Source organism: Allobosea sp. FG18, assembly GCF_057809495.1.
In genome coordinates, this window is the sequence record NZ_JBMDKB010000032.1 from 26,949 (window position 1) to 48,826 (window position 21,878).

The 21,878-nt window shown below is 62.1% G+C and carries 24 protein-coding genes; 14 read left to right on the forward strand and 10 right to left on the reverse strand.

Translation table 11 applies throughout. The features are described from left to right. Positions 1 to 24: 24 nt before the first annotated feature. Positions 25 to 1,650 carry a chaperonin GroEL gene (gene groL, locus ACODTJ_RS26040; protein WP_454654080.1) on the reverse strand — a complete coding sequence of 542 codons (1,626 nt, stop codon included), beginning with the start codon at positions 1,648 to 1,650 and terminating at the stop codon, positions 25 to 27. 55 nt (positions 1,651 to 1,705) lie between these two features. Next, positions 1,706 to 2,020 carry a co-chaperone GroES gene (gene groES / locus ACODTJ_RS26045; RefSeq protein WP_306224585.1) on the reverse strand — a complete coding sequence of 105 codons (315 nt, stop codon included), beginning with the start codon at positions 2,018 to 2,020 and terminating at the stop codon, positions 1,706 to 1,708. 261 nt (positions 2,021 to 2,281) lie between these two features. Here groES and ACODTJ_RS26050 point away from each other — a divergent pair, with 261 nt between their 5' ends. The 3 genes from ACODTJ_RS26050 (at position 2,282) to ACODTJ_RS26060 (ending at position 4,178) form a co-directional block, all read left to right on the forward strand. Next, positions 2,282 to 2,551: an usg protein gene (locus ACODTJ_RS26050; protein ID WP_452119974.1), complete on the forward strand. Its 270-nt coding sequence runs from the start codon at positions 2,282 to 2,284 to the stop codon at positions 2,549 to 2,551. Between the two features lie 174 nt (positions 2,552 to 2,725). After that, positions 2,726 to 3,019: a DUF982 domain-containing protein gene (locus ACODTJ_RS26055; protein WP_173049411.1), complete on the forward strand. Its 294-nt coding sequence runs from the start codon at positions 2,726 to 2,728 to the stop codon at positions 3,017 to 3,019. Positions 3,020 to 3,461: 442 nt separating this feature from the next. Next, entirely contained in the window at positions 3,462 to 4,178 is a 717-nt protein-coding gene (locus ACODTJ_RS26060) for an SDR family NAD(P)-dependent oxidoreductase (protein ID WP_488850812.1), read from the forward strand. 59 nt (positions 4,179 to 4,237) lie between these two features. Here ACODTJ_RS26060 and ACODTJ_RS26065 read toward each other — a convergent pair whose 3' ends face one another. The 5 genes from ACODTJ_RS26065 to ACODTJ_RS26085 form a co-directional block, all read right to left on the reverse strand. Then, positions 4,238 to 4,792: a lipocalin family protein gene (locus ACODTJ_RS26065; protein WP_089173059.1), complete on the reverse strand. Its 555-nt coding sequence runs from the start codon at positions 4,790 to 4,792 to the stop codon at positions 4,238 to 4,240. Between the two features lie 619 nt (positions 4,793 to 5,411). Then, positions 5,412 to 5,954, reverse strand: coding sequence for a lipocalin family protein (locus ACODTJ_RS26070; RefSeq protein WP_089173057.1), 543 nt, complete (start codon positions 5,952 to 5,954; stop codon positions 5,412 to 5,414). 155 nt (positions 5,955 to 6,109) lie between these two features. Further along, complete coding sequence (locus tag ACODTJ_RS26075) at positions 6,110 to 7,345, reverse strand: class I SAM-dependent methyltransferase (RefSeq protein WP_454654077.1); 1,236 nt, start codon at positions 7,343 to 7,345, stop codon at positions 6,110 to 6,112. Next, on the reverse strand, positions 7,342 to 8,145 hold the full coding sequence (locus ACODTJ_RS26080) for a DUF1365 domain-containing protein (protein ID WP_488850815.1): 804 nt from the start codon (positions 8,143 to 8,145) through the stop codon (positions 7,342 to 7,344). Before ACODTJ_RS26080 ends, ACODTJ_RS26075 begins: the two co-directional genes overlap by 4 nt. Next, the gene (locus ACODTJ_RS26085; RefSeq protein ID WP_454654075.1) at positions 8,142 to 9,479 is read right to left on the reverse strand and encodes an NAD(P)/FAD-dependent oxidoreductase; all 1,338 of its coding nucleotides are present in this window, start codon (positions 9,477 to 9,479) and stop codon (positions 8,142 to 8,144) included. The genes ACODTJ_RS26080 and ACODTJ_RS26085 overlap by 4 nt, the downstream gene beginning before the upstream one ends. A 164-nt stretch (positions 9,480 to 9,643) precedes the next feature. Between ACODTJ_RS26085 and ACODTJ_RS26090 the strand changes: the two genes are divergently transcribed. The 6 genes from ACODTJ_RS26090 to ACODTJ_RS26115 all read left to right on the forward strand — a co-directional run bounded on the left by ACODTJ_RS26090 (position 9,644) and on the right by ACODTJ_RS26115 (position 13,742). Continuing rightward, positions 9,644 to 10,228 carry a hypothetical protein gene (locus ACODTJ_RS26090; RefSeq protein ID WP_488850817.1) on the forward strand — a complete coding sequence of 195 codons (585 nt, stop codon included), beginning with the start codon at positions 9,644 to 9,646 and terminating at the stop codon, positions 10,226 to 10,228. Between the two features lie 30 nt (positions 10,229 to 10,258). Continuing rightward, positions 10,259 to 10,627 (forward strand): DUF2147 domain-containing protein, encoded by a 369-nt coding sequence (locus tag ACODTJ_RS26095; protein WP_454654071.1) that lies wholly within the window; start codon positions 10,259 to 10,261, stop codon positions 10,625 to 10,627. 133 nt (positions 10,628 to 10,760) lie between these two features. Continuing rightward, positions 10,761 to 11,303, forward strand: coding sequence for a sigma-70 family RNA polymerase sigma factor (locus ACODTJ_RS26100; RefSeq protein WP_248311333.1), 543 nt, complete (start codon positions 10,761 to 10,763; stop codon positions 11,301 to 11,303). Further along, a complete protein-coding gene (locus ACODTJ_RS26105; protein WP_454654068.1) occupies positions 11,300 to 11,923 on the forward strand; it encodes a ChrR family anti-sigma-E factor in 624 nt (207 codons plus the stop codon). The genes ACODTJ_RS26100 and ACODTJ_RS26105 overlap by 4 nt, the downstream gene beginning before the upstream one ends. Continuing rightward, on the forward strand, positions 11,920 to 12,723 hold the full coding sequence (locus tag ACODTJ_RS26110) for a DUF1295 domain-containing protein (RefSeq protein ID WP_488850820.1): 804 nt from the start codon (positions 11,920 to 11,922) through the stop codon (positions 12,721 to 12,723). The genes ACODTJ_RS26105 and ACODTJ_RS26110 overlap by 4 nt, the downstream gene beginning before the upstream one ends. Beyond that, positions 12,720 to 13,742, forward strand: a complete 1,023-nt coding sequence (locus tag ACODTJ_RS26115; RefSeq protein ID WP_454654066.1) for an SAM-dependent methyltransferase — start codon at positions 12,720 to 12,722, stop codon at positions 13,740 to 13,742. The genes ACODTJ_RS26110 and ACODTJ_RS26115 overlap by 4 nt, the downstream gene beginning before the upstream one ends. Positions 13,743 to 13,762: 20 nt before the next feature. Here ACODTJ_RS26115 and ACODTJ_RS26120 read toward each other — a convergent pair whose 3' ends face one another. Then, complete coding sequence (locus ACODTJ_RS26120) at positions 13,763 to 14,176, reverse strand: DUF2177 family protein (protein WP_055727696.1); 414 nt, start codon at positions 14,174 to 14,176, stop codon at positions 13,763 to 13,765. Between the two features lie 280 nt (positions 14,177 to 14,456). On the opposite strand from ACODTJ_RS26120, the gene ACODTJ_RS26125 reads away from it, so the two are divergent. Genes ACODTJ_RS26125 through ACODTJ_RS26140 form a run of 4 tightly spaced genes read left to right on the forward strand, consistent with a single transcriptional unit; the run spans position 14,457 to position 18,283 of the window. Next, positions 14,457 to 15,209: an alpha/beta hydrolase gene (locus tag ACODTJ_RS26125; protein WP_454654065.1), complete on the forward strand. Its 753-nt coding sequence runs from the start codon at positions 14,457 to 14,459 to the stop codon at positions 15,207 to 15,209. Then, on the forward strand, positions 15,209 to 16,660 hold the full coding sequence (locus ACODTJ_RS26130) for a cryptochrome/photolyase family protein (protein WP_454654064.1): 1,452 nt from the start codon (positions 15,209 to 15,211) through the stop codon (positions 16,658 to 16,660). Before ACODTJ_RS26125 ends, ACODTJ_RS26130 begins: the two co-directional genes overlap by 1 nt. Next, positions 16,644 to 16,904 carry a DUF2256 domain-containing protein gene (locus ACODTJ_RS26135; protein WP_488850824.1) on the forward strand — a complete coding sequence of 87 codons (261 nt, stop codon included), beginning with the start codon at positions 16,644 to 16,646 and terminating at the stop codon, positions 16,902 to 16,904. The genes ACODTJ_RS26130 and ACODTJ_RS26135 overlap by 17 nt, the downstream gene beginning before the upstream one ends. Then, the gene (locus ACODTJ_RS26140; protein WP_488850826.1) at positions 16,826 to 18,283 is read left to right on the forward strand and encodes a cryptochrome/photolyase family protein; all 1,458 of its coding nucleotides are present in this window, start codon (positions 16,826 to 16,828) and stop codon (positions 18,281 to 18,283) included. Before ACODTJ_RS26135 ends, ACODTJ_RS26140 begins: the two co-directional genes overlap by 79 nt. A 306-nt stretch (positions 18,284 to 18,589) precedes the next feature. Here the strand turns inward: ACODTJ_RS26140 and trpB are convergent, their stop codons facing one another. Then, positions 18,590 to 19,837, reverse strand: a complete 1,248-nt coding sequence (gene trpB / locus ACODTJ_RS26145) for a tryptophan synthase subunit beta (RefSeq protein ID WP_454654061.1) — start codon at positions 19,835 to 19,837, stop codon at positions 18,590 to 18,592. Between the two features lie 467 nt (positions 19,838 to 20,304). On the opposite strand from trpB, the gene ribA reads away from it, so the two are divergent. After that, positions 20,305 to 21,426 carry a GTP cyclohydrolase II RibA gene (ribA, locus tag ACODTJ_RS26150; protein ID WP_488850828.1) on the forward strand — a complete coding sequence of 374 codons (1,122 nt, stop codon included), beginning with the start codon at positions 20,305 to 20,307 and terminating at the stop codon, positions 21,424 to 21,426. Between the two features lie 217 nt (positions 21,427 to 21,643). Here ribA and ACODTJ_RS26155 read toward each other — a convergent pair. Further along, positions 21,644 to 21,878: hypothetical protein (locus ACODTJ_RS26155; protein WP_488850830.1), on the reverse strand; the 235-nt coding region annotated here is incomplete at its 5' end.

The following is a 21,878-nucleotide window of genomic DNA, read 5'->3' on the forward strand; positions in this document are numbered from 1 at the left end:
CGGAAACCGCGGCACCCCCGATGCTCAATAGTCCATGCCGCCGGCGGGCATGGCCGGTGCCGGGTCCTTCTTCGGCGCCTCGGCGATCATTGCCTCGGTGGTGATCAGCAGGCCCGCGACCGACGCCGCGTCCTGGATTGCCGTGCGCACGACCTTGGTCGGGTCGATAATGCCGGCCTTGACCAGATCGCCGTACTCGCCTGTCTGGGCGTTGTAGCCCCAGGCGTAGTCCTGCGACTCCAGCAGCTTGCCGACCACGACCGCGCCGTCGCCGCCGGCATTCTCGACGATCTGGCGGGCAGGCGCGGTGATCGCCTTGCGGACGATCTCGACGCCGGTCTTCTGGTCGTCATTGCCGGGCACCAGCCCTTCGAGCGCCTTAACCGCGCGCAGCAGGGCGACGCCGCCGCCCGGCAGGATGCCCTCCTCGACCGCTGCGCGGGTGGCGTTCAGGGCATCGTCGACGCGGTCCTTCTTCTCCTTGACCTCGACCTCCGTCGCCCCACCGACGCGGATCACCGCGACGCCGCCGGCGAGCTTGGCCAGACGCTCCTGCAGCTTCTCGCGGTCGTAATCCGAGGTGGTTTCCTCGATCTGCGCCTTGATCTGCGCGACCCGGGCGTCGATCTCGGCCTTCGCGCCAGCGCCATCGACGATGGTGGTGTTCTCCTTCTCGATCCGGACCTTCTTGGCGCGGCCGAGCATGTCGAGCGTGACGGTTTCCAGCTTGATGCCGAGATCCTCGCTGATCGCGGTGCCGCCGGTCAGGATCGCGATGTCCTCCATCATGGCCTTGCGGCGATCACCAAAGCCCGGAGCCTTGACGGCCGCGATCTTCAGACCGCCACGGAGCTTGTTGACGACGAGCGTGGCGAGAGCCTCGCCCTCGACATCCTCCGCCACGATCAGCAGCGGTTTTCCAGTCTGCACGACCGCTTCCAGCAACGGCAGCATCGTCTGGAGGCCCGAGAGCTTCTTCTCGTGGATCAGGATGTAGGGGTCTTCGAGCTCCGCGACCATCTTCTCGGAGTTGGTCACGAAATAGGGAGACAGGTAGCCGCGGTCGAACTGCATGCCCTCGACGACATCGAGCTCGGTCTCGGCGGTCTTGGCTTCCTCGACGGTGATGACGCCCTCGTTGCCGACCTTCTTCATCGCCTCGGCGATCATCTCGCCGATCGTGCGATCGCCATTGGCCGAGATGGTGCCGACCTGCGCGACCTCCTCCGAGCCGGTTATGGTCTTGGAATGCTCGCCGAGCGACTTTGTCACCGCTTCGACGGCGAGGTCGATGCCACGCTTCAGGTCCATCGGGTTCATGCCGGCGGCCACCGCCTTGGCGCCTTCCCGAACGATCGCCTGGGCGAGTACGGTCGCGGTCGTGGTGCCGTCACCGGCGGCGTCGTTCTGCTTCGAGGCCACCTCGCGGACCATCTGGGCGCCCATGTTCTCGAACTTGTCGGAAAGTTCGATCTCCTTGGCGACGGTGACGCCGTCCTTGGTGATGCGGGGCGCACCGAACGACTTCTCGATCACGACGTTGCGGCCCTTCGGGCCCAGCGTGACCTTCACCGCATTCGCCAGCGTATCGACGCCGCGCAGCATCCGCTCACGCGCGTCCTGCGAAAACTTCACGTCCTTCGCAGCCATGATTCCTCACTCCTTCAGACTTGAGGTTTCAGGTTGATGTATGGATGAGGCCCCGTCAGGCGGCCTTCTTGAGGGCGGCAGTCGTCTCGACGACGCCCATGATGTCGGTCTCCTTCATGATCAGGAGATCCTGGCCGTCGATCTTGACCTCGGTGCCGCTCCATTTGCCGAAGAGCACGCGGTCGCCGACCTTAACGTCGGGCGGCACGAGCTTGCCGGTCTCGTCGCGCGCGCCGGCGCCGACGGCGACGACCTCGCCCTCCTGCGGCTTTTCCTTGGCGGTATCGGGAATGATGATCCCGCCCTTGGTCTTCTCCTCGGCGTCGATGCGCTTCACGACGACGCGGTCATGCAGTGGCCGAAACTTCATGAGTTCCTCCAGTTTCCATGTCGGTCACATGTCAAAGCGGGCCGGCCCTGTTCAGGTCTTGCGGCGAGGTTCCGCGCGCCCTGAGGCGCCGTGCCCGCGCGAAGATTTGGGTTGCCCGATTTTTGCCTTCAAGAGGTCGGCAGCACTTTTTTTGATCGAGTGCTAACAGGCTGAAAAAGCAGCACAAACGCAACCTATCATCTTGCCAGAGCGTTGAGAATCCGCTGCCATCGGCGCAGTGAAACCAGGGAGCTGAAAGGAATGGCTTCGACGGACTTCGCCCGCCAGATCGCTGGCTACGGATTGACCACCGCCGGTATCCTCTACCGCCTGCCCGACCACCCATCGATCCTGCAGGAATACGTCTGGCAGGATTACGACCTCGCTCCGCGCTTTCCCGAGCTCAACAAGTTCCTCGCCTTCTGGCAGGCCAAGCTCGACGGCAAGCTGTTCCGCATCACCGTCGCTCACAAGGACCTGATCGGTCCGGCCGACCTCAGCGCGGTCAGCGGCGAGTTCCGGCTCCAGTGACGTCGATGCTTTGGAGGCCTTGATCCGAAGAGAACATATCCCAAAATCATAGCAGCCGCCGACAGCGACAGCGCGCTCGACGCGGCGATCAACCAAACCGGATCCATGTTGCTTCCAGGAGGATATGGCTATGGCAACGTTGGCAATCGCTCCCCGCCGCGGGAGGACTGCATGATGACATCAGACGACTTCGAGAGGCCGGTCGTGATCCTGACCGGTCTTGGGCATCCGGCGGCGATCGCGTCCGCAATGGAGGCCTACATGTTCTTGGCCGACTGGCCGGAGAGCAGGCGCGATCCGGTCCACGGCTTTGCGCTGAAAGCCTGCCTGGCGGCGATCCGCGGCGAGATCGAACCAGACACGGCGCGCGGCCTGTTCGCGTCCTGGGCGGAAAAGCATGATCTCCTTGCGCCCGACGTGGCCGCGTTCGCCAGCAGCCGCAAGGAAGGCTCGCGCGGCCACGCCTGACCTAAAGCCCGGCGCCGCACCAGCGGCGCCGGGCGTCTTTGAGGCGAAGGCGCCATTCAAAGGATATGAATGTTTCGGAGCGAGAGAGTGCTGTTGTTTCGCTTGCCTCGCATCCGCCTGGACGTCAGCAAATGCGAGAAGAGATTCGTGCGGGCGCTCGCACAGAACGCTCCGAGCGGGAGCGGTCGAGCTGCCAAGGCCCTCGGATGGGCCTGTGATGCGCGAACGTTATTGAGCGCGGGAGCGATCTGGTGGCTAGTCTCGCCACCTATGAAGCGCCGAACTTCTCTGCGCTATCTCGCGGAAAGTATTCGGGCCTTTCGAAGTGACGGGCATCGGGCCGCAACTCTGGCGCTATCGTGGCGCACCCTGCGAGGCGGCCGGTGATTCTCCGTTCGAAGGGTAAAGTCGTCCGGGCAAATCAGGCCAGAAGGATCCGCACATGCCAAATGCTGCGGTGATTATCGGTGCCTCCGGTGGGATTGGCGGAGCGCTTGCCGAACAGGTGGCCGGGTCGAGCCGATACCCTGCCGTTCACGCGATATCACGGACGCCGAGCGCGGATCGTGGGTCAATCCGGTTTCACATCGCGGATATCGCCGACGAGGCAAGTGCCGAACGCGTCGCTGGAACGATCGGCACGGAGGAGCCGGTCGGCCTCGTGATCGTTGCGAGCGGCCTTCTGCACGACACCAATATTCGTCCGGAAAAGGCTTTGAAGACGATAGACCCCGTCGCAATGGCCAGGCTCTTTGCGGTCAACACCATCGGCCCTGCCATTGTCGCCAAACATTACGTTCCGCTGCTGCCGCGACGGGGGCGATCGGTTTTCGCCGTCCTGTCCGCCCGCTTAGGGTCGATCGAGGATAACCGGCTCGGCGGCTGGTATTCATATCGCGCCTCGAAGGCCGCGCTCAATCAGGTGATCCGCACGCTTGCCGTCGAGCTCAAGCGAACGCATCCCGATGCTATAGCGCTAGCACTCCATCCCGGCACGGTGGCGACGACTCTCTCGGGGCCATTCCGGAGCGACGAAACGCGTGCCGGATTGTTCGTAACTGACGATGCGGCGTCGAACCTGCTCAAGGTTCTCGACCTCGCGGCTGTCGAGCAATCTGGTGCATTGTTGGCATGGGATGGATCGCACATCCCATATTGAGACCGGGTTCGGGCAAACGACCGACGTCGATCTCAATACAGGGCGCAATCCCGTGAGGCTCAACGGCGCGGCTGCTCGGGGAATTCGAGCTTGCTGACATCGTAGCCCAGCGCGGCCGCACGCGCGACCAGCCGCTTGCGCTGTGTGGGGCCGATCTCCGGATCGCGCGTGAAGATATAGAGGTCACGCAATGTCGGATCAGCCGAGATGAACCAGCTGTAGTCGTCGGCCCGGTCGAGTACCCAGTACTCCCGCTGAACCGGCACAAAGCCGTAAAGCTTATAGTCGACCCTAAGCTTGGCGTTAAAGCCGGGATCGAGGATCGTGCCGGGTCCGCCGACGGTCTTGAGTTCGCCGCGCGGGCTGCCCATCCGACAGGAATCGAGGACCTGGATGCCGCCGGCGCGGTCTGGCCCATATTCCGTCGCGCCGGCGACGCAGCCATCCGTGATTGTCATGGGGCGTCGAGCGATCTCGCGCCAAGTCCCCGTGTAGAAGCGCTGAACGTCGACCCGCTTTCGCGGCTCGGGCGCCTGCTGCGTGTGAGTTATCGAGTTTCCCACGCATCCGGCCAGCGAAACGGTGGCGACGGCAGTGAGCAGGATCGATTTCATGGCGGCCTCCCTGGCGACGGGCGGCCGTCTCCCGCGGCGCGCCAGAGACGTTACGCGCAAAACCGTGCCGCGGATCACTGCCGGCCGGTCTCGTAAGGGAGCGTCAGCTGCAGGTGGTCAACTGGGCCGAACAAATCTTGGCCGGCGGAGATCCTCCGGAAGTCGCTCCGGGTATGATCCAACCCCGCCCGAGCGGCTTGTCCTCGAGAGTGTGTATCGTCACCTCGACGTTTCCCGCTCGGCAATCGTGAATGGCGGCGACATGGACACCGGGCTCCGACGCCAGGATTATCTCCGAGACGGAGAGGCTGATCCAGCAGCGTGCAGACAACACGTTCAGGCAGCGCGGACTGCGGATGGCCAAGGATGCTTCCGACAAGCAGGCAGCGCTCACGGCGCAGGTCAGCATGAAGGGACGCCGGGGGCCCGGCTTCAAGTAGCACCGGACTACTTTTGCCATCCACAACCGAAACGGGAGCCCAGGGCTGATTATAGGCGCCTTACGTCGGAGCGTTTTGCTAGGTCACGCCGCACCACCCTGCATGCTAACATACGAAAGCCTGCCGGATCGCGCGGACGAATTCGAGGGGTGCGCCGACGGTCGATCTCTGGCGCTTAGCTATTGCTGCGTCCGCCTCAGTAACGCGGTGTTGTAACCGAGCGTCTTTGCTCTGCCCACGAGAGTAGAATATTGCTGCGGAGTGATAGCGGGGCTTCGCGTCAAGATCCAGAGATAGCGCCCAGACGGTTCCCCAACGATCGACCATGAATAATCTGGCGCCCTGTCGAGAACCCAATAGTCGCCTTCGAACGGCCAGAAGAATGTGACCTTCAGCTTCGTACCTTTGGATCCCTCGACTACGCGGGCGGATGCTTCCGATCTTTTCAGAGCACCAGAGGGACTGCCCTGCCGGCAGGAGTTGATGACAGAAACATGCCCGTCCGGCTTGAGCGCGTATTGGGCTGAAACGGCTTCGCAGCCCGCCTGAAAACTTGCTTCATAGCGCGCCTGTTCATACCACTTGCCTAGATAGCGGGTCAGCTCGACCGGCTTGCTCGGCTGGGGAACGTTTGCGTTCCCAACTGGCCGGTCTTCCAGAGGAAGGCACGCCCCAGAGAATGTTCCGATTCCAACGGCAAGCAGGAGCGAAAGCGGTTTCATTGCTAGTCCTAATGGGAGGGCGCTATTCCAACGCCACACGGAACTGGCTGTTCCCGCTCCTTGCCTGCTAGAAGCAGAACGGCTTCCGGATACGCACCGTGGCCTTTCCACGAAGGCAGAATGTGCCGGTCGGCACAGCACCTTCGCAGCCGCCATCAGGCTCGGCGCAGGGCCACCAGTTTCACGTCGATTCTCTGTGCGCGGAAGCCTGCCTCGCAATAGCAGAGGTAGAATTCCCACAAGCGCCGGAAAGCTTCGTCGAACCCCAAGGGTGCGATCTCGGCCCAGTTCTCCAGAAAGCGCCGGCGCCACTCCTTCAAGGTCAGCGCGTAGCTGCCGCCGAAATCGAGCTGCTCGACCACGGCGAGCGCAGCAGCCTCAGCACTGCTTTTCAGCACCGGGACCGACGGCAGGCTGCCACCGGGAAAGATGTAGCGCTGGATGAAATCGCTGCCCTGCTGGTAGCTTTCGAACAACGCATCGTCGATCGTGATCGCCTGCAGCACGACCCGGCCGCCAGGCCTGAGCGAGCGATTGAGAGTGTCGAAATAGGACGGCCAGTAAGCGCGGCCGACCGCCTCGATCATTTCGATCGAAACGATGCGGTCGAACTGCCCGGCAATGTCGCGATAGTCCCTGAGCTCGATGGTGACGCGCTCGGATAGGCCAGCATCGGCAATGCGCTGCCGTGCGGCTTCGAGCTGTGCCGGCGACAGGGTAATCGCCGTCACGCGGCAGCCCTCGCGGGCCAGCCGCTCCGCCAACGCACCCCAGCCGCAGCCGATTTCCAGGACATGCTCGCCGCCCGAAAGGTCGAGCATGTCGACGATCCGGTCGAGCCGGCGCTGCTGGGCGACTTCGAGCGTCTCGGCCGGCGTCTCGTAGAGCGCCGAGGAATACATCATGCTGGCGTCGAGCCAGCGGCCGTAGAACGCGTTGCCGAGATCGTAATGCGCGGTGATGTTGCGGCGGCTGCCGCGGCGCGTATTGGCGTTCAGAACGTGGCGCAGGCGGTTGAGCAGCCGCGCCGGCCAGGCGCCCGACACCAGCCCGCGCAGCGTCGCATCGTTGCGCGCACCGAGCTCGATCAGGGCGGTGAGGTCCGGCGTGTGAAGGTCGCCGTCGCGATAAGCTTCGGCCAGGCCGATATCGCCGTCGAGCAGAAGGCGGCGCATCGACCGCCAGTTGTTCAGGATCATCGTCGCCTGCGGCCCCGGCAGGCCGGGCGCGCTGCAAAGCCGTTCGCCATCCGGCGTGAAGACCGTCAGGTGGCCGATGGCGATGCGGGAGAGCACGCGGCGCAGGAACCAGCGCGACAGGCCGATACCACCTGGCAAGGCGAGCGCCTCTTCGGGCATGCTGAAATGCTGTTCCGCGTCGGGACGGCTCATGGCTTCATCGGTCCTTTCGCATGGGCTGTCACGGCTCTGCCAAGACTGAAGGAGTGTTCGGGCGCCGCCGGATGGGGCCGCCAGGAAATCCGCTTCGCCAGCAGGCGCAGGGCGTGCCAGTGGATGGCCGCCGTGACCTTCAGCGTGAGCAGCGGATGGGTTGCGAGCAGCCGCAGCAGGGCCGCGTCGCTCAGTTCCGTGCGCTTGCCGCTCAACACGGCGGTGATCAGGCGCCCCTCGGCGTCACTGCCATCGATGGCGACGGAAATGCGCTCCCCCGGTGGCGTCACCGTAAAGGCGTAGCGCATGTCGAGGTTCATAAACGGCGAGACGTGGAAGACCTTGTCGGCCTCCTGCCTCAGCATGCCTTCCGAGACATCGGCGGGCGCCACATAGCTATGGATCTCGCCGAAGGTGTTGTGCACCTCGTAGACGGTCGCGCAGAGGCTGCCGTCGCGGCGGTAGCAGAAATAGGTGCTGAGCGGATTGAAGGCGTAGCCCAGGATGCGCGGCATGGTCAGCAGGCGGATCGCGCCGCCGTCATGCGCGATCCCGGCCTTGGCCAAGGTTTCCTCGATCTGGGGCCGCAGGGGCCGCCCGCTGCGATCCCCGTAATCCGCGTCGCGAAAGGCGTAGAGGTTGAAGCCGTTGCGCGAGAAGAGGCGGAGCTTCGTCGACAACCCATCGATCTCGTCGAGATCGAGCAGCATCCAGAACATGCGATAGGACAGCGCATGCGGCCGGGGCCGGAACCGATGGTGCCTGACACGGCCGACATAGAGGGCGGATCGCCAGGTCATGCGGCCTGCTCCAGTCGCGGCAGGATCGGAATGCGACCGGATTCGTTGGGGACGCTCCAGGGCCGGCGAACGCCGCCGAGCGCCTCGGCGACGGCAAGCCCCGCCTGCAGGCCGTCCTCATGAAAGCCCGATCCAAAATAGGCGCCGCAGAACCAGCTTCGACGCATGCCCTGCAGCGACCAGAGCCGTTCCTGCGCATCGAGCGCTGCCGCATCGAACAGCGGGTGTTCGTAGATCTCCTCGTGGAAAATCGACTCTTCGCGCAGCGTATCCGGCGGGTTGAGCGTGACGAAGAAGGGCTGAGCCTCCGGCAGGCCCTGGAGCCGGTTCATCCAGTATGTCACCGCACAGGCGGAATCCGGCTGCGCGCGCTGACCGATATGGTTCCAGCTTGCCCAGGCGCGGCGGCGCTTCGGCATCAGCGTTTCGTCGCCGTGCAGCACGGCGCGGTTGCGGCTGTAGCGGAACGCGCCAAGCGCTTGAGATTCCGCCTGGCTGGGATCGGCGAGCATGGCGAGCGTCTGGTCTGCATGGCCCGCAAAGACGACCTGGTCGAATGTCTCGGTCCAGCCATCGCCCGTCAGGATGACATCGTTTCTCCCACGTCGAACCCGACGCACCGGCGCGCCGGCCCTGACTTCACCCGAAAAGGCGGCCCGCAGTTTCTGCACATAGACGCTGCTGCCGCCTGTGACGGTGCGCCAGACGGGCCGGTCGGTGAGCTGGAGCAGCCCGTGATTGTGATGGAAGCGCAGGAAGGCGGCGGCCGGATAGGACAGGATCTCCGAGCATGGAGCCGACCAGATCGCGGCGGCCATCGGCAGGAGATGATCGTCCCGGAAAGCGGCGCCGTAGCCTCCGGCGGCGAGATAGTCGCCGAGCGAGATATTAGCAGCGTGCCCCGCCAGCACATCCCGCGATGCATTCCGGTAGAAGCGGGTGATATCCTGCAGCATCGCCCAGAAGCGCGGGCGCACCAGATTGCTGCGCTGGGCGAACAGGCCTGCGACGCTGGTGCCGCTATATTCAAGCCGCCCGCCATCGAGCGAGACGGCGAAGGACATCTCGGTCGGCTGGGTGGCGACGCGCAAATGCTCCATCAGCGCGATGAAGTTCGGATAGGTCGCCTCGTTGTAGACGATGAAGCCAGTATCGACCGCCGTCTCGCCGCCGGCCCCCGCGACGCAAACCGTGTTGGCGTGACCACCGAGACGGGGGGCAGCCTCGAAAAGCACCACATCATGCGCCTGCGCCAGCAGCCAGGCCGCCGAGAGACCGGATATGCCGGCACCGATCACGGCGATCCGCATCGCCTTGCCATGTGCCCGTTCCATCGTCGCTGCTTCATCGATCATGACGGGTATACGCGGCCAGGGCCGGACTGGATTTGCTGCCGCGCCAGCAAAAGCGCGCCGGCCGAGTGACCCGCCGCAGCGCTTCCTGCGTAACCGAAGACAGGCCGGGACTTTCCGGGAGGGCGACGATGCCGATGAGCCGAATGAAACGGGTCGCTGCTGCGATCGGCGCCTACGTGGCGCATCCCGATCCGCGGGCCGCGATCGCCAATACCGTCGCGCTGGTCATCGTCTCGAACCAGCCCTTCTACCCGCTCTATCTTTATTGGGCGGTCTCGCCCGTCGTCACGCCGTCCTATCTCACCTTCCTGTCGACGCCCTTCTTCGCGGCGGTGCCGGCCGTCATGCGGCGCAGCGCCGTGCTCGGGCGATCGCTGCTTCTTGTCGCCGGCATCGGCAATACCTTGCTCTGCCGGGCCGCCTTTGGCCCGGTCTCAGGGGTCGAGGTCTTCCTGTTTCCTTGCCTCATGCTGGCGCTGATGCTGTTTCGCCGCACGGAGCGCCTCTTCGCGCTCGGCTTCGCGGCACTGGCCTTCGCCGCCTATCTGCTGCCGGCCGCCATCCTGGGGGCACCGATACATCTCTACGGGCCCGACGAATACGCAGCCTTACAGCGCCTGAATTTTCTGAGCGCGGCATCCCTGACCGCCCTGATCGGGTGGCTGTTCGTCGGGCGTCCGGACACAAATTCGCGCGCCGATGAAACCGACGGCGCGGCCGGAGCGTAGACGAAACGCATTCGCCGAAAGGACTTCATTATGACGCGCCTTCCGCTTGTCCTCGCCCTCATCGCTTTTTCGGCCCATAGTGCCGCCGCCAACGATCTCGACGGGACATGGTTGCGCGACGACGGCAACGCCCGCGTGAGGATCGCGCCCTGCGGCGACAAGATCTGCGCCACCAATCTCTGGATCGGCGACACCAGCACGGGAGAGGCGGCCGGCGACAAGCTCGTCATGACGCTGGCTCGCCAGCCCGACGGAACGTTTTCCGGCAGCGCCTACGACGCGAAGCGCGACTGGACCTATTCGATGACGATCACCGCTAAACCCGGTGCCCTCACCACCCGCGGCTGCATCGCGGCGAAACTGATCTGCCGTGACGTGCGCTGGAAGGCCGTGGAGTGATGGCGCCCGCTCTCGCCCAAGTGATCCAGTGCGGAGCCGGCCGCGTATCTCGTATATGGTTCCCGCACTCGCCCTGACCGTCGACGGCATGCGCAACGCGGGAGCTGTCGCGCAAGGAGTTCGGTTTATCATCTTGTTCGACCCCAACAGTCTGATTGCCGCCATCGCGCGCTCGGGCGACCGGGCGGCCTTTGCTGAATTGTTCGACCATTTCGCGCCACGCGTGAAGGGATTGCTTATGCGCGGCGGCGCCCCGGCCGAGCTGGCCGAGGAGGTCGCGCAGGAAACGCTCCTGGCCGTCTGGCGGAAGGCCGCCCTGTTCGATCCGGCGAAGGCCAGCGCCTCGACCTGGATCGCAACGATCGCGCGCAACCTGCGCATCGACATTGCCCGACGCGAGACCCGGTCGCGGCTGTCGCAAGTTTACGAGATCCTGGATGAAGAAGCCCCTGAACAACCCGATGCGATGCTCTCCGGCGCCGAACGCGATGCGCGCGTGCGAGCCGCGATGACCCACCTTTCACCCGACCAGTACCGCGTGGTCGAACTCGCCTTCATCGAAGGCTTCAGTCACCAGGATGTCGCCGATCGCCTCGCGATCCCGCTGGGCACGGTGAAATCCCGCCTGCGCCTGGCCCTATCGCATCTGCGCGGCCGGCTGGAGGACCTGCGATGAGCATGTTGCATCGCCCGTCCGACGAGACGCTGGCCGCCTTCGCAGCGGGCCAACTCGACGAAGGCCTCGCTGTCGTCGTCGCCTGCCATATCGAGGCGGATCAGGAGAGCCGCGGCCGCCTCCGCGAGCTCCAGGCCGTGCAAGGCGCGCTGCTGGATGCGGCCGAGCCCGTCGCAATGGCTTCCGGCCCAAGTCCTGCGGCTATTGCAGCACGACCCGAGGCAAAATCGGTTGCGACCGCCCCGATGTCCGAGGGGATGCCGAAGGTGCTGCGCCCCTATGGCCTCGGTCCCTGGCGCCCGATCGGCATACGCATCGCCATGCGACGCGTCGAGGTTCCCGGAGCAGATGCGCGCGTCTTCATGCTGCGCGCCGGGCCCGGAATTTCCTTGCCGCACCACAAGCATACCGGGTTCGAGTGGACCACGATCCTCGCCGGTGCCTATGAGCACGAATACGGGCGCTACGCAGCCGGCGATTTCGACGAGGCCGATGCAGAGCATGATCATACGCCGCGGGTCGATCCCGTGGAGGGCTGCACCTGCATCGTCGCGATGACCGGGAGCGTGCAGTTGCAGGGATGGCTCGGCCGGCTGCTGCAACCGCTGGTGCGGTTTTGACGATCGCGTCCTTCGCAGCAGCTCTGGTCTTCGTGGCCGTGGCCATGTCCGCCTTCATGGCCCTGGCGACGCTGGTCGAGCGTCGCACCGGCAATTCCGGCTGGATCGACGTGGTCTGGACTTTCGGATTGGGGCTGATGGGGGTTGCCGGCGCCTTGCTGCCTTTCGGGGCTGGGCCGATGCCACGACGTTTCCTTGTTGCCGGGCTCGCGTTGGCCTGGGCGCTTCGGCTCGGCCTGCACATCGCGCGACGGACCGCCGGCATCACCGAAGATCCCCGCTATGCGAAGCTGAAGCGGGACTGGGGCAGCGCCGCGCCGCAGCAACTGGCCCGGCTGCTGCAGATGCAGGCGCTGGTCAGCATTCCCCTGGGATTGGGGATCGTGCTGGCGGCACATAGCCCCGCGCCGGCGCTGGGCTGGCAGGATCTTGCCGGTGTCGCCGTATTCGTCGCCGGCCTTGCAGGAGGCGCCATCGCCGATGGCCAGTTGCGGGCCTTCGCACGCTCGGGAACGGGCGGCGTCTGCGACTCCGGCCTGTGGCGCTGGTCGCGGCATCCCAACTACTTCTTCGAGTGCCTGCTCTGGTGCTGCTATCCCGTGATCGCGCTCGGCGCCGGCTATAGCTGGGGCTGGCTCGCCCTGCTGGCACCGGCCTGCATCACGCTGCTGCTCACCCGCATCTCCGGCATTCCGCCTCTGGAGGAGCACATGCTCGCCAAGCACGGCGAGGCCTATCGGGCGTACCAGAATCGAACCAGCGCCCTGATCCCGCTGCCGCCGAAAGGAGCAACGTCATGACGATCATGCAGAAGCTTTCGGCTTGGGGAGAACGGCTTCGTGTTCCCGACTTCGTAAGTCGGGCTGTTATTGCGTCCCTAGTGCGGACTACAGATCGTTCGCTTGAGGTTGATCCGGCAAATACTGAGACCTTCGTACGTGAAATGGCGGCCCTTCCTATTGCCGTCCATACTGACGCGGCCAATAAACAGCATTATGAACTACCTGATACATTTTTTGCTCAGATTCTCGGTTTGCAGCTAAAATACTCGTGCTGCTATTACAACAGTCGATACGACACGCTCACGGTTGCTGAGCAGAACGCTCTGAAACTGACTGCAGAGCATGCGGACATTTTGGACGGACAACGAATTCTAGAGCTTGGTTGCGGTTGGGGTTCCTTGTCGCTGTGGTTAGCGGAACGCTATCCCAAGGCTCAAATCACGGCCGTATCCAACTCAAATTCGCAGCGCAATTTTATCGAACAGGAAGCATGGCGCCGTAGTATCTTAAATTTGAGAGTTATTACGGCAGACATCAATAACTTTTCTCCGCCCGAGAATTTTGATCGCGTCGTTTCGGTCGAGATGTTCGAGCACATGGCGAACTGGCGCGAACTGCTCGGGCGGATTCGTGGCTGGCTGAAGCCGGACGGCCGGCTCTTCATTCATGTCTTCGCCCACCGGCAGGGCTGCTATCGATTTGATGTAGCCGATACCCGCGACTGGATCGCGCAGCATTTTTTCACCGGCGGCCTGATGCCGAGCGCGACGCTCGCTCACCAGTTCCCCGATCTCTTCACTGTCGAGGCCGAGTGGCGCTGGAGCGGCGAGCATTATCGCGCCACAGCCGAGGACTGGCTGGCGAATTTCGATCGCAATCTCGCGCAGATTAATCCGATCCTGCGCGAGACCTATGGTGCGGACGCGCCGCTATGGCGCCGGCGCTGGCGGCTGTTCTTCCTGGCGACGAGCGGACTGTTCGGCCATGCCCAGGGCGATGCCTGGGGCGTCCATCACTACAGGCTGCGCGCGGCCTGACCAATTAGCTGGGCTGGGGATCAGACCCAGCCCCAGCCGACCAGGCGCCGGACCACGATAAAGGCGACCCATGTGCACAGGCCGACGACGACGGCGCCATAGACGAGGTCGGCGAGCGTGATCGTCAGCGTCCAGGGCCGCAGTGTGGCGTAGTTGGTGAGGTCGTAAGTCGCATAGGCCAGCAGCCCGATGAGCGCGCCATTGAGCAAGGCGGCGCCCGCGCTTCCGTCACGCAGCGCGGGCATCAGCGCAAAATGGACTACGCCGAGCGGGAAGCCGAAATAGAACAGTGCCGCCGGCCAATAGCGCACCTGTTCCAGAAGTAGATCGCCGAGCGCAGGGCGATAGAGTTTGGACGCCATTGTGCCCAGCCAGATGGCATCACAAATGCCGAAAGCGACAAGAAAAGCGAGATAACCGGCAACGAAGCTCATCGTGATCTCCAGAGGTTCCGCAAAGAGATACGTCGCTTTCGCGCTCGTGGTTCAGAGCCGCCGGCGATCAAGAACGATCGGCCAGGAAATCCACTTTGATGAGGGAAGCGTATAGGCTTGCATGCATTCTTGCGAACCGTCCATTGCGACCCGGATTGTCCGACGTACGATCGCGCCGCTGCTGGCTGGGCTCGGCGTTTCGGCATGCGCCGCACTCCGACCGGGGCGCCTGACCGACGGCGCACGCGATGTAGCTTATGGCCTGCATCCCCGGCAGCGGATGGATATCTACCTGCCTTCGGATTGCGCTAGCGCACCCAAGCCGGTCGTTTTCTTCGTCTATGGCGGGTCCTGGGCCAATGGCGCCAAGGAAACCTATTCGTTCGTGGGGGACGCGCTCTCGGCTCGCGGCTTCGTCACGGTGATCGCGGATTACCGCCTGGTCCCGGAGGTCCGCTTCCCGGTCTTCATCGAGGACGGCGCGCAGGCCCTGCGTTTCGTGCGAGACAACATAGCCCGCTTCGGCGGCGCCCCGGAGGCGATCCACATGATGGGACATTCGGCGGGCGCCTACAATGCGATGATGCTGACTCTGGACAAGCGCTATCTTGCCGCCGTTGGCATGCGCGCCGACGATGTCCGGTCGATTGTCGGCCTCTCCGGCCCCTACGACTTTCTCCCGTTCGATATCGACGTGACGAAGGAGGCGTTCGGAAACGCGCGCGATCCCGTCCGGACGCAGCCAATCAACTTTGCCCGGCGCGACGCACCGCCAGTCTTTCTGGCCACGGGATCGGAGGACACGACGGTCATTCCGCGCAATAGCGAGCGTCTGGCGCTGGCGCTCCGAAAGGCGGGCGCGCGATCGGTCTCGCTGAAGATCTATCAGGGTCTCGGCCATGCTGGCACGGCCACGGCGCTGTCCCGGCTTCTGCAATGGCAAGCGCCGGTGCTCGACGACGTCGTCACGTTTCTAAAGACGTCTGTGCATCCGGTTATGGGAACCGAGCTTCAATTCCAAGGCAAAAGCTGATGGCATCTTCCGCGAATTTGCATCCGGCAGAAGCTCCGGTGATCGTTTGGTTTCGCGATGATCTGCGGCTATGCGACAATCCGGCCTTAACTGCCGCGGCACAAAGCGGCCGGAAAATCCGCTGCGTTTTTGTGTATGATGAAGAATCTGACGGTCTGCGTCCTCTCGGGGCGGCAGCAAAATGGTGGCTCCATGGCGCGCTGGAGAATCTGGACAAGGACCTGCGTCAGCGCGGCACACGCCTTTCAATCTATCGGGGTCGTGCGTCCGAATTGATCCCGCGCCTCGCCACCCTCTGCCGGGCGGCCATCGTTTACTGGAATGATCGATATGGCGAAGCCGAACGACGGGTGGATTCGGCCGTACAATTGTTGCTTGAGCAGCGTCGCATCGATGCTCTCACTTTTAACGGCTCTTTGCTGTACGATCCGGCGGCGATCAAAACCAAATCCGGCGAGCCTTTTCGAACGTTTTCCGCATTTTGGCGCGCAGTTTACCAAGCGGGTGACCCTGCCCAGCCGCAAGCGGCTCCCGTAGCATTGCAGGATTTCGGCGACTGGGGTGACAACTCGCCTCGGGCTGTCGAACTCTCCGAGTTATGCCTTGAGCCTCGGGGACCCGATTGGTCAGGCGGCCTGCGTTCCAATTGGAAACCTGGCGAGACCGGTGCCCAAATGCAGCTCAAGCAGTTTTTAGATAATCACTTCGATACATACGCAGAGTGCAGGGATTTTCCCGATAGGCAAACGACATCTCACCTGTCTCCCTACTTGCGCTTCGGAAATATTTCGCCTCGGCAGATATGGCATGCGGCGGAATCAAAGAACTCTGAAAGCGACGTAAAATCTTACCGGAACCTGGAGAAATTCCAGTCCGAGCTGGGCTGGCGAGAATTCTCATATCATTTACTGCATCACAATCCGACCTTAGCCGCCCGAAACCTCCAGTCGAAGTTCGACCGGATGCCGTGGCGAGAGGATCCCGTTTCGCTGCGAGCGTGGCAAATTGGGAAGACCGGTTATCCTCTGGTCGATGCTGGCATGCGTCAGCTGTGGACCACGGGGTGGATGCACAACCGGGTTCGCATGGTGGCCGCATCGTTCCTGGTCAAGCATCTCCTCATTGACTGGCGCCAGGGTGAGGCTTGGTTTTGGGACACTCTGGTCGACGCCGACCAGGCCAACAATGCGGCGAGCTGGCAATGGGTTGCCGGATCGGGCGCAGACGCGGCGCCCTACTTCCGCATCTTCAACCCCACTCTTCAGGGGGAAAAATTCGATTGCGGTGGGCATTACGCGAAAGCTTGGCTACCAGAATTATCGGGTCTGCCTCCACAAGACGTTCATCGCCCGTGGCAGGCATCATCCGCAGTCGAAGGGTATCCCACGCGCATCGTCGACCACGATTTCGCTCGTCGCCGCGCGCTCGACGCGTTTGAAGCGCTGGGCTGAGGCAAACGAGCAAAGTTCATCCCCACGAATTCAGCAGGCTGAGGCAACAACCCATACGGACCTGCCATGCCAAAGGACAAAACGCATGGCTCGAATGCGCCGAAAAATCGACCTTCCAAGTAAGACGTGCCCGGTTTGCCGCCGACAATTCAGCTGGCGCAGAAAATGGGCGCGCAACTGGGATCAGGTCACATATTGCTCGAAGCGCTGCCGAGACACAAAAGGAAAGCCGCTTCAGAGATGAGAAAACTGATTTTTATCCTGGGCGATCAGCTTAGCCCTAATATCAGCTCGCTCACAGGAATCGATCGCGATACCGACATCGTTTTGATGGTTGAGGTCGTTGAAGAGACGACCTACGTGCCACACCATAAGCAAAAGATTGCTTTCATTCTTTCAGCGATGCGGCACTTCGCGAATGAGCTTCGGAGCGCCGGCATCGAAGTCGACTACGTCGCGCTTGGCGACGCGGGCAATACCGGTTCCTTCTCGGCTGAGCTGGACCGCGCCATAGAGCGCCATAATCCAGATCGAATTGTGATTACCGAGCCCGGCGAGTGGCGGGTCCGACGCATGATGGATGACTGGAGCGGGAGGTTCGACCGACCTATCGAGATTCGTGCCGACGATCGCTTCCTATGCTCGATCGCGGACTTCCGGGCTTGGGCGGACGGCCGCAAGGGTTACCGTATGGAATATTTCTATCGGGAGATGCGTCGGCGAACCGGTCTACTCATGGATGGTGATTATCCCGCTGGCGGCACCTGGAACCTTGACACATCCAATCGGAAGCCGCTGCCGGCATCGATCCAACCTCCAAAGCGCATTTGCTTTGAGATCGATGAGATCACCGCTGAGGTCATATTGCTAACCAACCGGTATTATCCAGATAATTTCGGTAATATTGATGCATTTAATTGGGCGGTTTCCAGAGAAGATGCGCTGGTTGCGCTAGCGCACTTTATAGAATTCTATTTGCCGTTGTTCGGAGACTATCAAGATGCGATGGCCACAGACGAGCCGTTTCTGTTTCACGCCGTCCTATCGCCGTATCTCAATGTCGGCCTCCTCGAACCATGGGAAGTTTGTATCGCTGCTGAAGCCGCGTTCCGATGCGGTAGCGTGCCGCTCAACGCTGCAGAGGGGTTCATCCGTCAGATACTGGGCTGGCGTGAATATGTTCGAGGCATCTACTGGCTGGAGATGCCAGGATACAAGAGCAGGAATGCCCTATCCGCAACGAGACAGCTTCCCTGGTTTTACTGGTCGGGCGAAACAGACATGCATTGCCTGAAGTGTGCGATCGAGGATACCAAGCGCAGCGCATATGCCCATCATATTCAAAGACTGATGATCACTGGAAATTTCGCGCTTCTGGCAGGGGTAAATCCAGCCGAGATCGAGGAATGGTACCTCGCAGTCTATGCCGATGCATTTGAGTGGGTTGAGCTTCCAAACGTCCACGGAATGGTCATGTTCGCTGATGGCGGGCTACTGAGTTCCAAGCCCTATGCCGCCTCAGGCGCATACATCAATCGGATGTCGAATTATTGTCAAAGATGCGTCTATGATCCCAAAATTAAGACTGGTAGGGATGCCTGCCCTTTCAATTTTCTTTACTGAAACTTTCTGATCCAAAACCGCAGTGCACTTTCACGAAACCCGCGCATGAAAATGCCTTACCGGATTCTCGACCACATGGAGCCGGTTAAAATCGCTGCCGTGCGGCGATACGCTCGTGATTTTCTAGAACAGATCAATGAAAATAGACCTCGAAAATTTCGCAGTGACCTGTTCGATTCTGCTTAAATAGGCGGTTGTTTGAATTCGATTTATAGATCGCGTTAATTATTTGGCGTATAATTTCGGTTATATTTGATAAAATTTTGTCTGAAACTCCATAATTATTCCCAATTTTTTATCCAGGTATCAGCTTCTATTCGAAAGCATATCTGAAACTTGGGGTATATCCTTGTCGCCTCGGCCGCAAAGGTTGACGACCATGAGGTGGGAAGCGCTTTTCATCGCCGCAATTTCGCAAGCTCTGGCGATGGCATGCGCCGGCTCAAGAGCTGGAATTATGCCTTCCAGCCGCGAGATCAGCTGGAAAGCCTCCAGCGCCTCCTCGTCGGTGGCCGAGAGATAGGTCACGCGACCGACATCGTGCAGCCAGGAATGCTCCGGGCCGATGCCGGGATAGTCGAGCCCGGCTGAGATCGAATGGGCGTCCTTGATCTGTCCGTCATCGTCCATCAGCAGGAAGGTGCGGTTACCATGCAGCACGCCGGGACGCCCGCCAGCTATGGATGCCGCGTGCAGGCCGCTCAGGATGCCGTGGCCGGCCGCCTCGACGCCGTAGATCTCGACGGATGCGTCGTCGAGGAAGGGATGGAACAGCCCCATCGCGTTCGAGCCGCCGCCGATGCAGGCGATCAGCGAATCGGGAAGGCGTCCTTCGGCCTCCTGCATCTGCTCGCGGGTTTCCTTGCCGATGATCGACTGGAAGTCGCGCACCATCGCCGGATAGGGATGCGGGCCGGCGACCGTGCCGATGCAGTAGAAGGTTGTCGCGACATTGGTCACCCAGTCGCGCAGCGCCTCGTTCATCGCGTCCTTCAGCGTCTTGGTGCCAGACTCGACCGGCACGACCTTGGCGCCAAGCGTCTGCATGCGGAACACGTTGGGCGCCTGCCGGGCGACGTCGACCGCGCCCATATAGACGATGCATTCCAGGCCGAAGCGGGCACAGAGCGTCGCGGTCGCGACGCCGTGCTGCCCGGCGCCGGTCTCGGCGATGATGCGCTTCTTGCCCATGCGCCGCGCCAGCAGGATTTGGCCGAGCACGTTATTCACCTTGTGCGAGCCGGTATGGTTCAACTCGTCACGCTTCAAGTAAATTCTTGCCCCGCCGAGATGCTCCGTCAGGCGTTCGGCGAAGTAGAGCGGTGAAGGCCGGCCGACATAATGCTTCAGGCCGCTGGTCATCTCGGCGTGATAGGTCGGATCGGCCTTGGCCGCGTTGTAGGCCTCTTCCAATTCAAGGACGAGCGGCATCAGCGTCTCGGCGACGAAGCGCCCTCCAAAACGTCCGAATGAACCCTGATCGTCGGGCATTGATCGTAGCGAGGCGTTGATCCCGCCGAGAGGCCGATTGAGACCAACCCTATCGGTAGCCATGATGGGTTTTATCCTCTGATGCCATGTAGGTATTTTTACCCCTAAAGTACGTTCTGGGGGTCACTTTAGATCTCCTCGGAATTCAAGATTCGGACCATCGAGGACCTGGTCTCCTCGGCGCTTTCCGCCCGCTGCAGAACCGCGGTAAGGCCAATCGTACCTACGCCCAGGGATCGGTTGTTGCTGCGACCCGTCCGGCGAACGCCTGACGAGCCAGGTATGCCGCGATCTTCAGATTGATCGCCCCTCATCAGGGGTCGAGCGTTAGGCCGGATTTCGCATCGGCGCTCAAAAAGTGAACCGACTGCCTTCAGAGCTCGTATTGAATTGCAACTTACGCAGAAGGCCGTTCGCAATAGGATAATCGGAGAAAGTCGCCATCCAAATGCGCCATTCTTCGAAAGAACACTGCTTAAGAATGGATTTAATAGCCCGTCTCCAGAATTCTCCAGATGAGGGAATTGATTATGATAGTATACGATCGCGAAATTATTTCCCTGGGCAGCCGAGGCAGCCTGAACGTTGATCGAGCGATCGCTGAGTTTCGCTCCGGCCGCCCGGTGCTATTGCGGGACAACAACCGGCTGGTGCTGACGCTCTCTGCTGAACTTGCCGACGAGGCGCTGGTGCGAGGGCTTAACGTGTTGGCTCGCGGTGCTGGCCACCTCGTGCTGAGCGCGGCGCGTCTGCGACGCCTTGGCGCCAAGGGGCGCGGCGAGAGCGGCGCTTTTGTCCTGCCCGCCATCGATCTGGATCGGATCGAAACGTTGGCCCTGAAGATCGATGCACGGATAGATGCGCCAATCGCGCCGGCTTCTCCCCATGACGAGGCAGCGCTGGAGCTCGCCCGTCTATCGCTCGTCCTGCCCGCCGTCATTGTCGTGCCAGTCACCGAAGCAGACATCGCCAGCGAGCCGCTGGTCGAGGTCGCGCTCGCCGCGATCAACGGCTATCGCGCCGAACAGGCAGCTTCTCTCAGGATCGCCGGCCGTGCCCCGGTGCCGCTTGAAGGCGCGCCGGAGACTGAGTTCGTTGTCTTCCGAGGCGGCGAGGGCCTGCGTGACCAGGTCGCGATCGTCGTCGGCAGGCCGGACCTGGACTCGGCCGTGCCCGTACGGCTGCATTCGGCTTGTCTCACCGGCGACCTGTTCGGCTCACTCAAATGCGATTGCGGCGACCAATTGCGCGAGACGGTACGATGGATGGCCGAGAATCGCGGGGGCATCTTGCTCTATCTCGACCAGGAAGGCCGTGGAAACGGCATTTCCAACAAGATGCGCGCCTACAGGCTGCAGAGCAGAGGGTGGGATACCTACGATGCCGATGAAGTGCTGGGCTTCGATCTGGATCAGCGCCATTTCGACTTTGCGGCGACCATGCTCAAGCACCTTGGCGTCTCACGTATCGTGGCCCTGACCAACAACCCGCAGAAGATCGGGGCGATCGAGGCCGCGGGCATTGAAGTCGCGGCGAGCCAACGGGTTCTGGGACGCCCGAACGTCCACAATGTCCGCTATCTCGCTTCCAAGCGCGACCGTGCCGGTCATTTCATCGATATGAAAGCTCTAAGCGGGATCTTTCCTGCGTGATCATCTCGTTACAGGATCGGCGGCGATCAAACACTTCGATTTCGCCGCCGGTCCCGTGCCCGCGCTACTTTTGGCCTCGCGAACGATGACCGATCATCATCCACGTCCTCCTACAGCTGCGACAGATTCTGAGCTCGCGTCCTTTCCTAAGGGCGGTATAGCAGTCGTCTTCGGCGGGGGCGGCGGAATCGGAGGGGCATTGCTTGATGCGATCAGATCAGCAGAACGTTTCGAGCGTGTGATTGCATTCAGTCGCAGCAGTTCGCCATCGATAGACCTTCTCGACGAAGCCACTATCGATCGGGCCGCGGCGTTTGCCGCCGATCAGGGAGAACTTCGTCTCGTGATAGATGCGACCGGGTTTCTGCACGATGATCGTCAGCGACCGGAGAAGAGCTGTCAAACGGCCCGCAAAGTTGCCCCCCGATCGGCGTCCAATGTTGACCCCTTGA

Bases quoted from the DNA above. Each gene is read 5' to 3' on its own strand.
- ACODTJ_RS26130 (WP_454654064.1), top strand. From the start codon at position 15,209: ATGGCATCTTCCGCGAATTTGCATCCGGCAGAAGCTCCGGTGATCGTT.
- ACODTJ_RS26080 (WP_488850815.1), bottom strand. From the start codon at position 8,145: ATGACCTGGCGATCCGCCCTCTATGTCGGCCGTGTCAGGCACCATCGG.
- ACODTJ_RS26075 (WP_454654077.1), bottom strand. From the start codon at position 7,345: ATGAGCCGTCCCGACGCGGAACAGCATTTCAGCATGCCCGAAGAGGCG.
- ACODTJ_RS26115 (WP_454654066.1), top strand. From the start codon at position 12,720: ATGACGATCATGCAGAAGCTTTCGGCTTGGGGAGAACGGCTTCGTGTT.
- ACODTJ_RS26055 (WP_173049411.1), top strand. From the start codon at position 2,726: ATGACATCAGACGACTTCGAGAGGCCGGTCGTGATCCTGACCGGTCTT.
- trpB (WP_454654061.1), bottom strand. From the start codon at position 19,837: ATGGCTACCGATAGGGTTGGTCTCAATCGGCCTCTCGGCGGGATCAAC.
- ACODTJ_RS26120 (WP_055727696.1), bottom strand. From the start codon at position 14,176: ATGAGCTTCGTTGCCGGTTATCTCGCTTTTCTTGTCGCTTTCGGCATT.
- ACODTJ_RS26085 (WP_454654075.1), bottom strand. From the start codon at position 9,479: ATGGAACGGGCACATGGCAAGGCGATGCGGATCGCCGTGATCGGTGCC.
- ACODTJ_RS26105 (WP_454654068.1), top strand. From the start codon at position 11,300: ATGAGCATGTTGCATCGCCCGTCCGACGAGACGCTGGCCGCCTTCGCA.
- ACODTJ_RS26060 (WP_488850812.1), top strand. From the start codon at position 3,462: ATGCCAAATGCTGCGGTGATTATCGGTGCCTCCGGTGGGATTGGCGGA.
- ACODTJ_RS26095 (WP_454654071.1), top strand. From the start codon at position 10,259: ATGACGCGCCTTCCGCTTGTCCTCGCCCTCATCGCTTTTTCGGCCCAT.
- ACODTJ_RS26125 (WP_454654065.1), top strand. From the start codon at position 14,457: ATGGATATCTACCTGCCTTCGGATTGCGCTAGCGCACCCAAGCCGGTC.
- ACODTJ_RS26050 (WP_452119974.1), top strand. From the start codon at position 2,282: ATGGCTTCGACGGACTTCGCCCGCCAGATCGCTGGCTACGGATTGACC.
- ribA (WP_488850828.1), top strand. From the start codon at position 20,305: ATGATAGTATACGATCGCGAAATTATTTCCCTGGGCAGCCGAGGCAGC.
- ACODTJ_RS26070 (WP_089173057.1), bottom strand. From the start codon at position 5,954: ATGAAACCGCTTTCGCTCCTGCTTGCCGTTGGAATCGGAACATTCTCT.
- ACODTJ_RS26090 (WP_488850817.1), top strand. From the start codon at position 9,644: ATGAAACGGGTCGCTGCTGCGATCGGCGCCTACGTGGCGCATCCCGAT.
- groES (WP_306224585.1), bottom strand. From the start codon at position 2,020: ATGAAGTTTCGGCCACTGCATGACCGCGTCGTCGTGAAGCGCATCGAC.
- ACODTJ_RS26065 (WP_089173059.1), bottom strand. From the start codon at position 4,792: ATGAAATCGATCCTGCTCACTGCCGTCGCCACCGTTTCGCTGGCCGGA.
- ACODTJ_RS26140 (WP_488850826.1), top strand. From the start codon at position 16,826: ATGGGCGCGCAACTGGGATCAGGTCACATATTGCTCGAAGCGCTGCCG.
- groL (WP_454654080.1), bottom strand. From the start codon at position 1,650: ATGGCTGCGAAGGACGTGAAGTTTTCGCAGGACGCGCGTGAGCGGATG.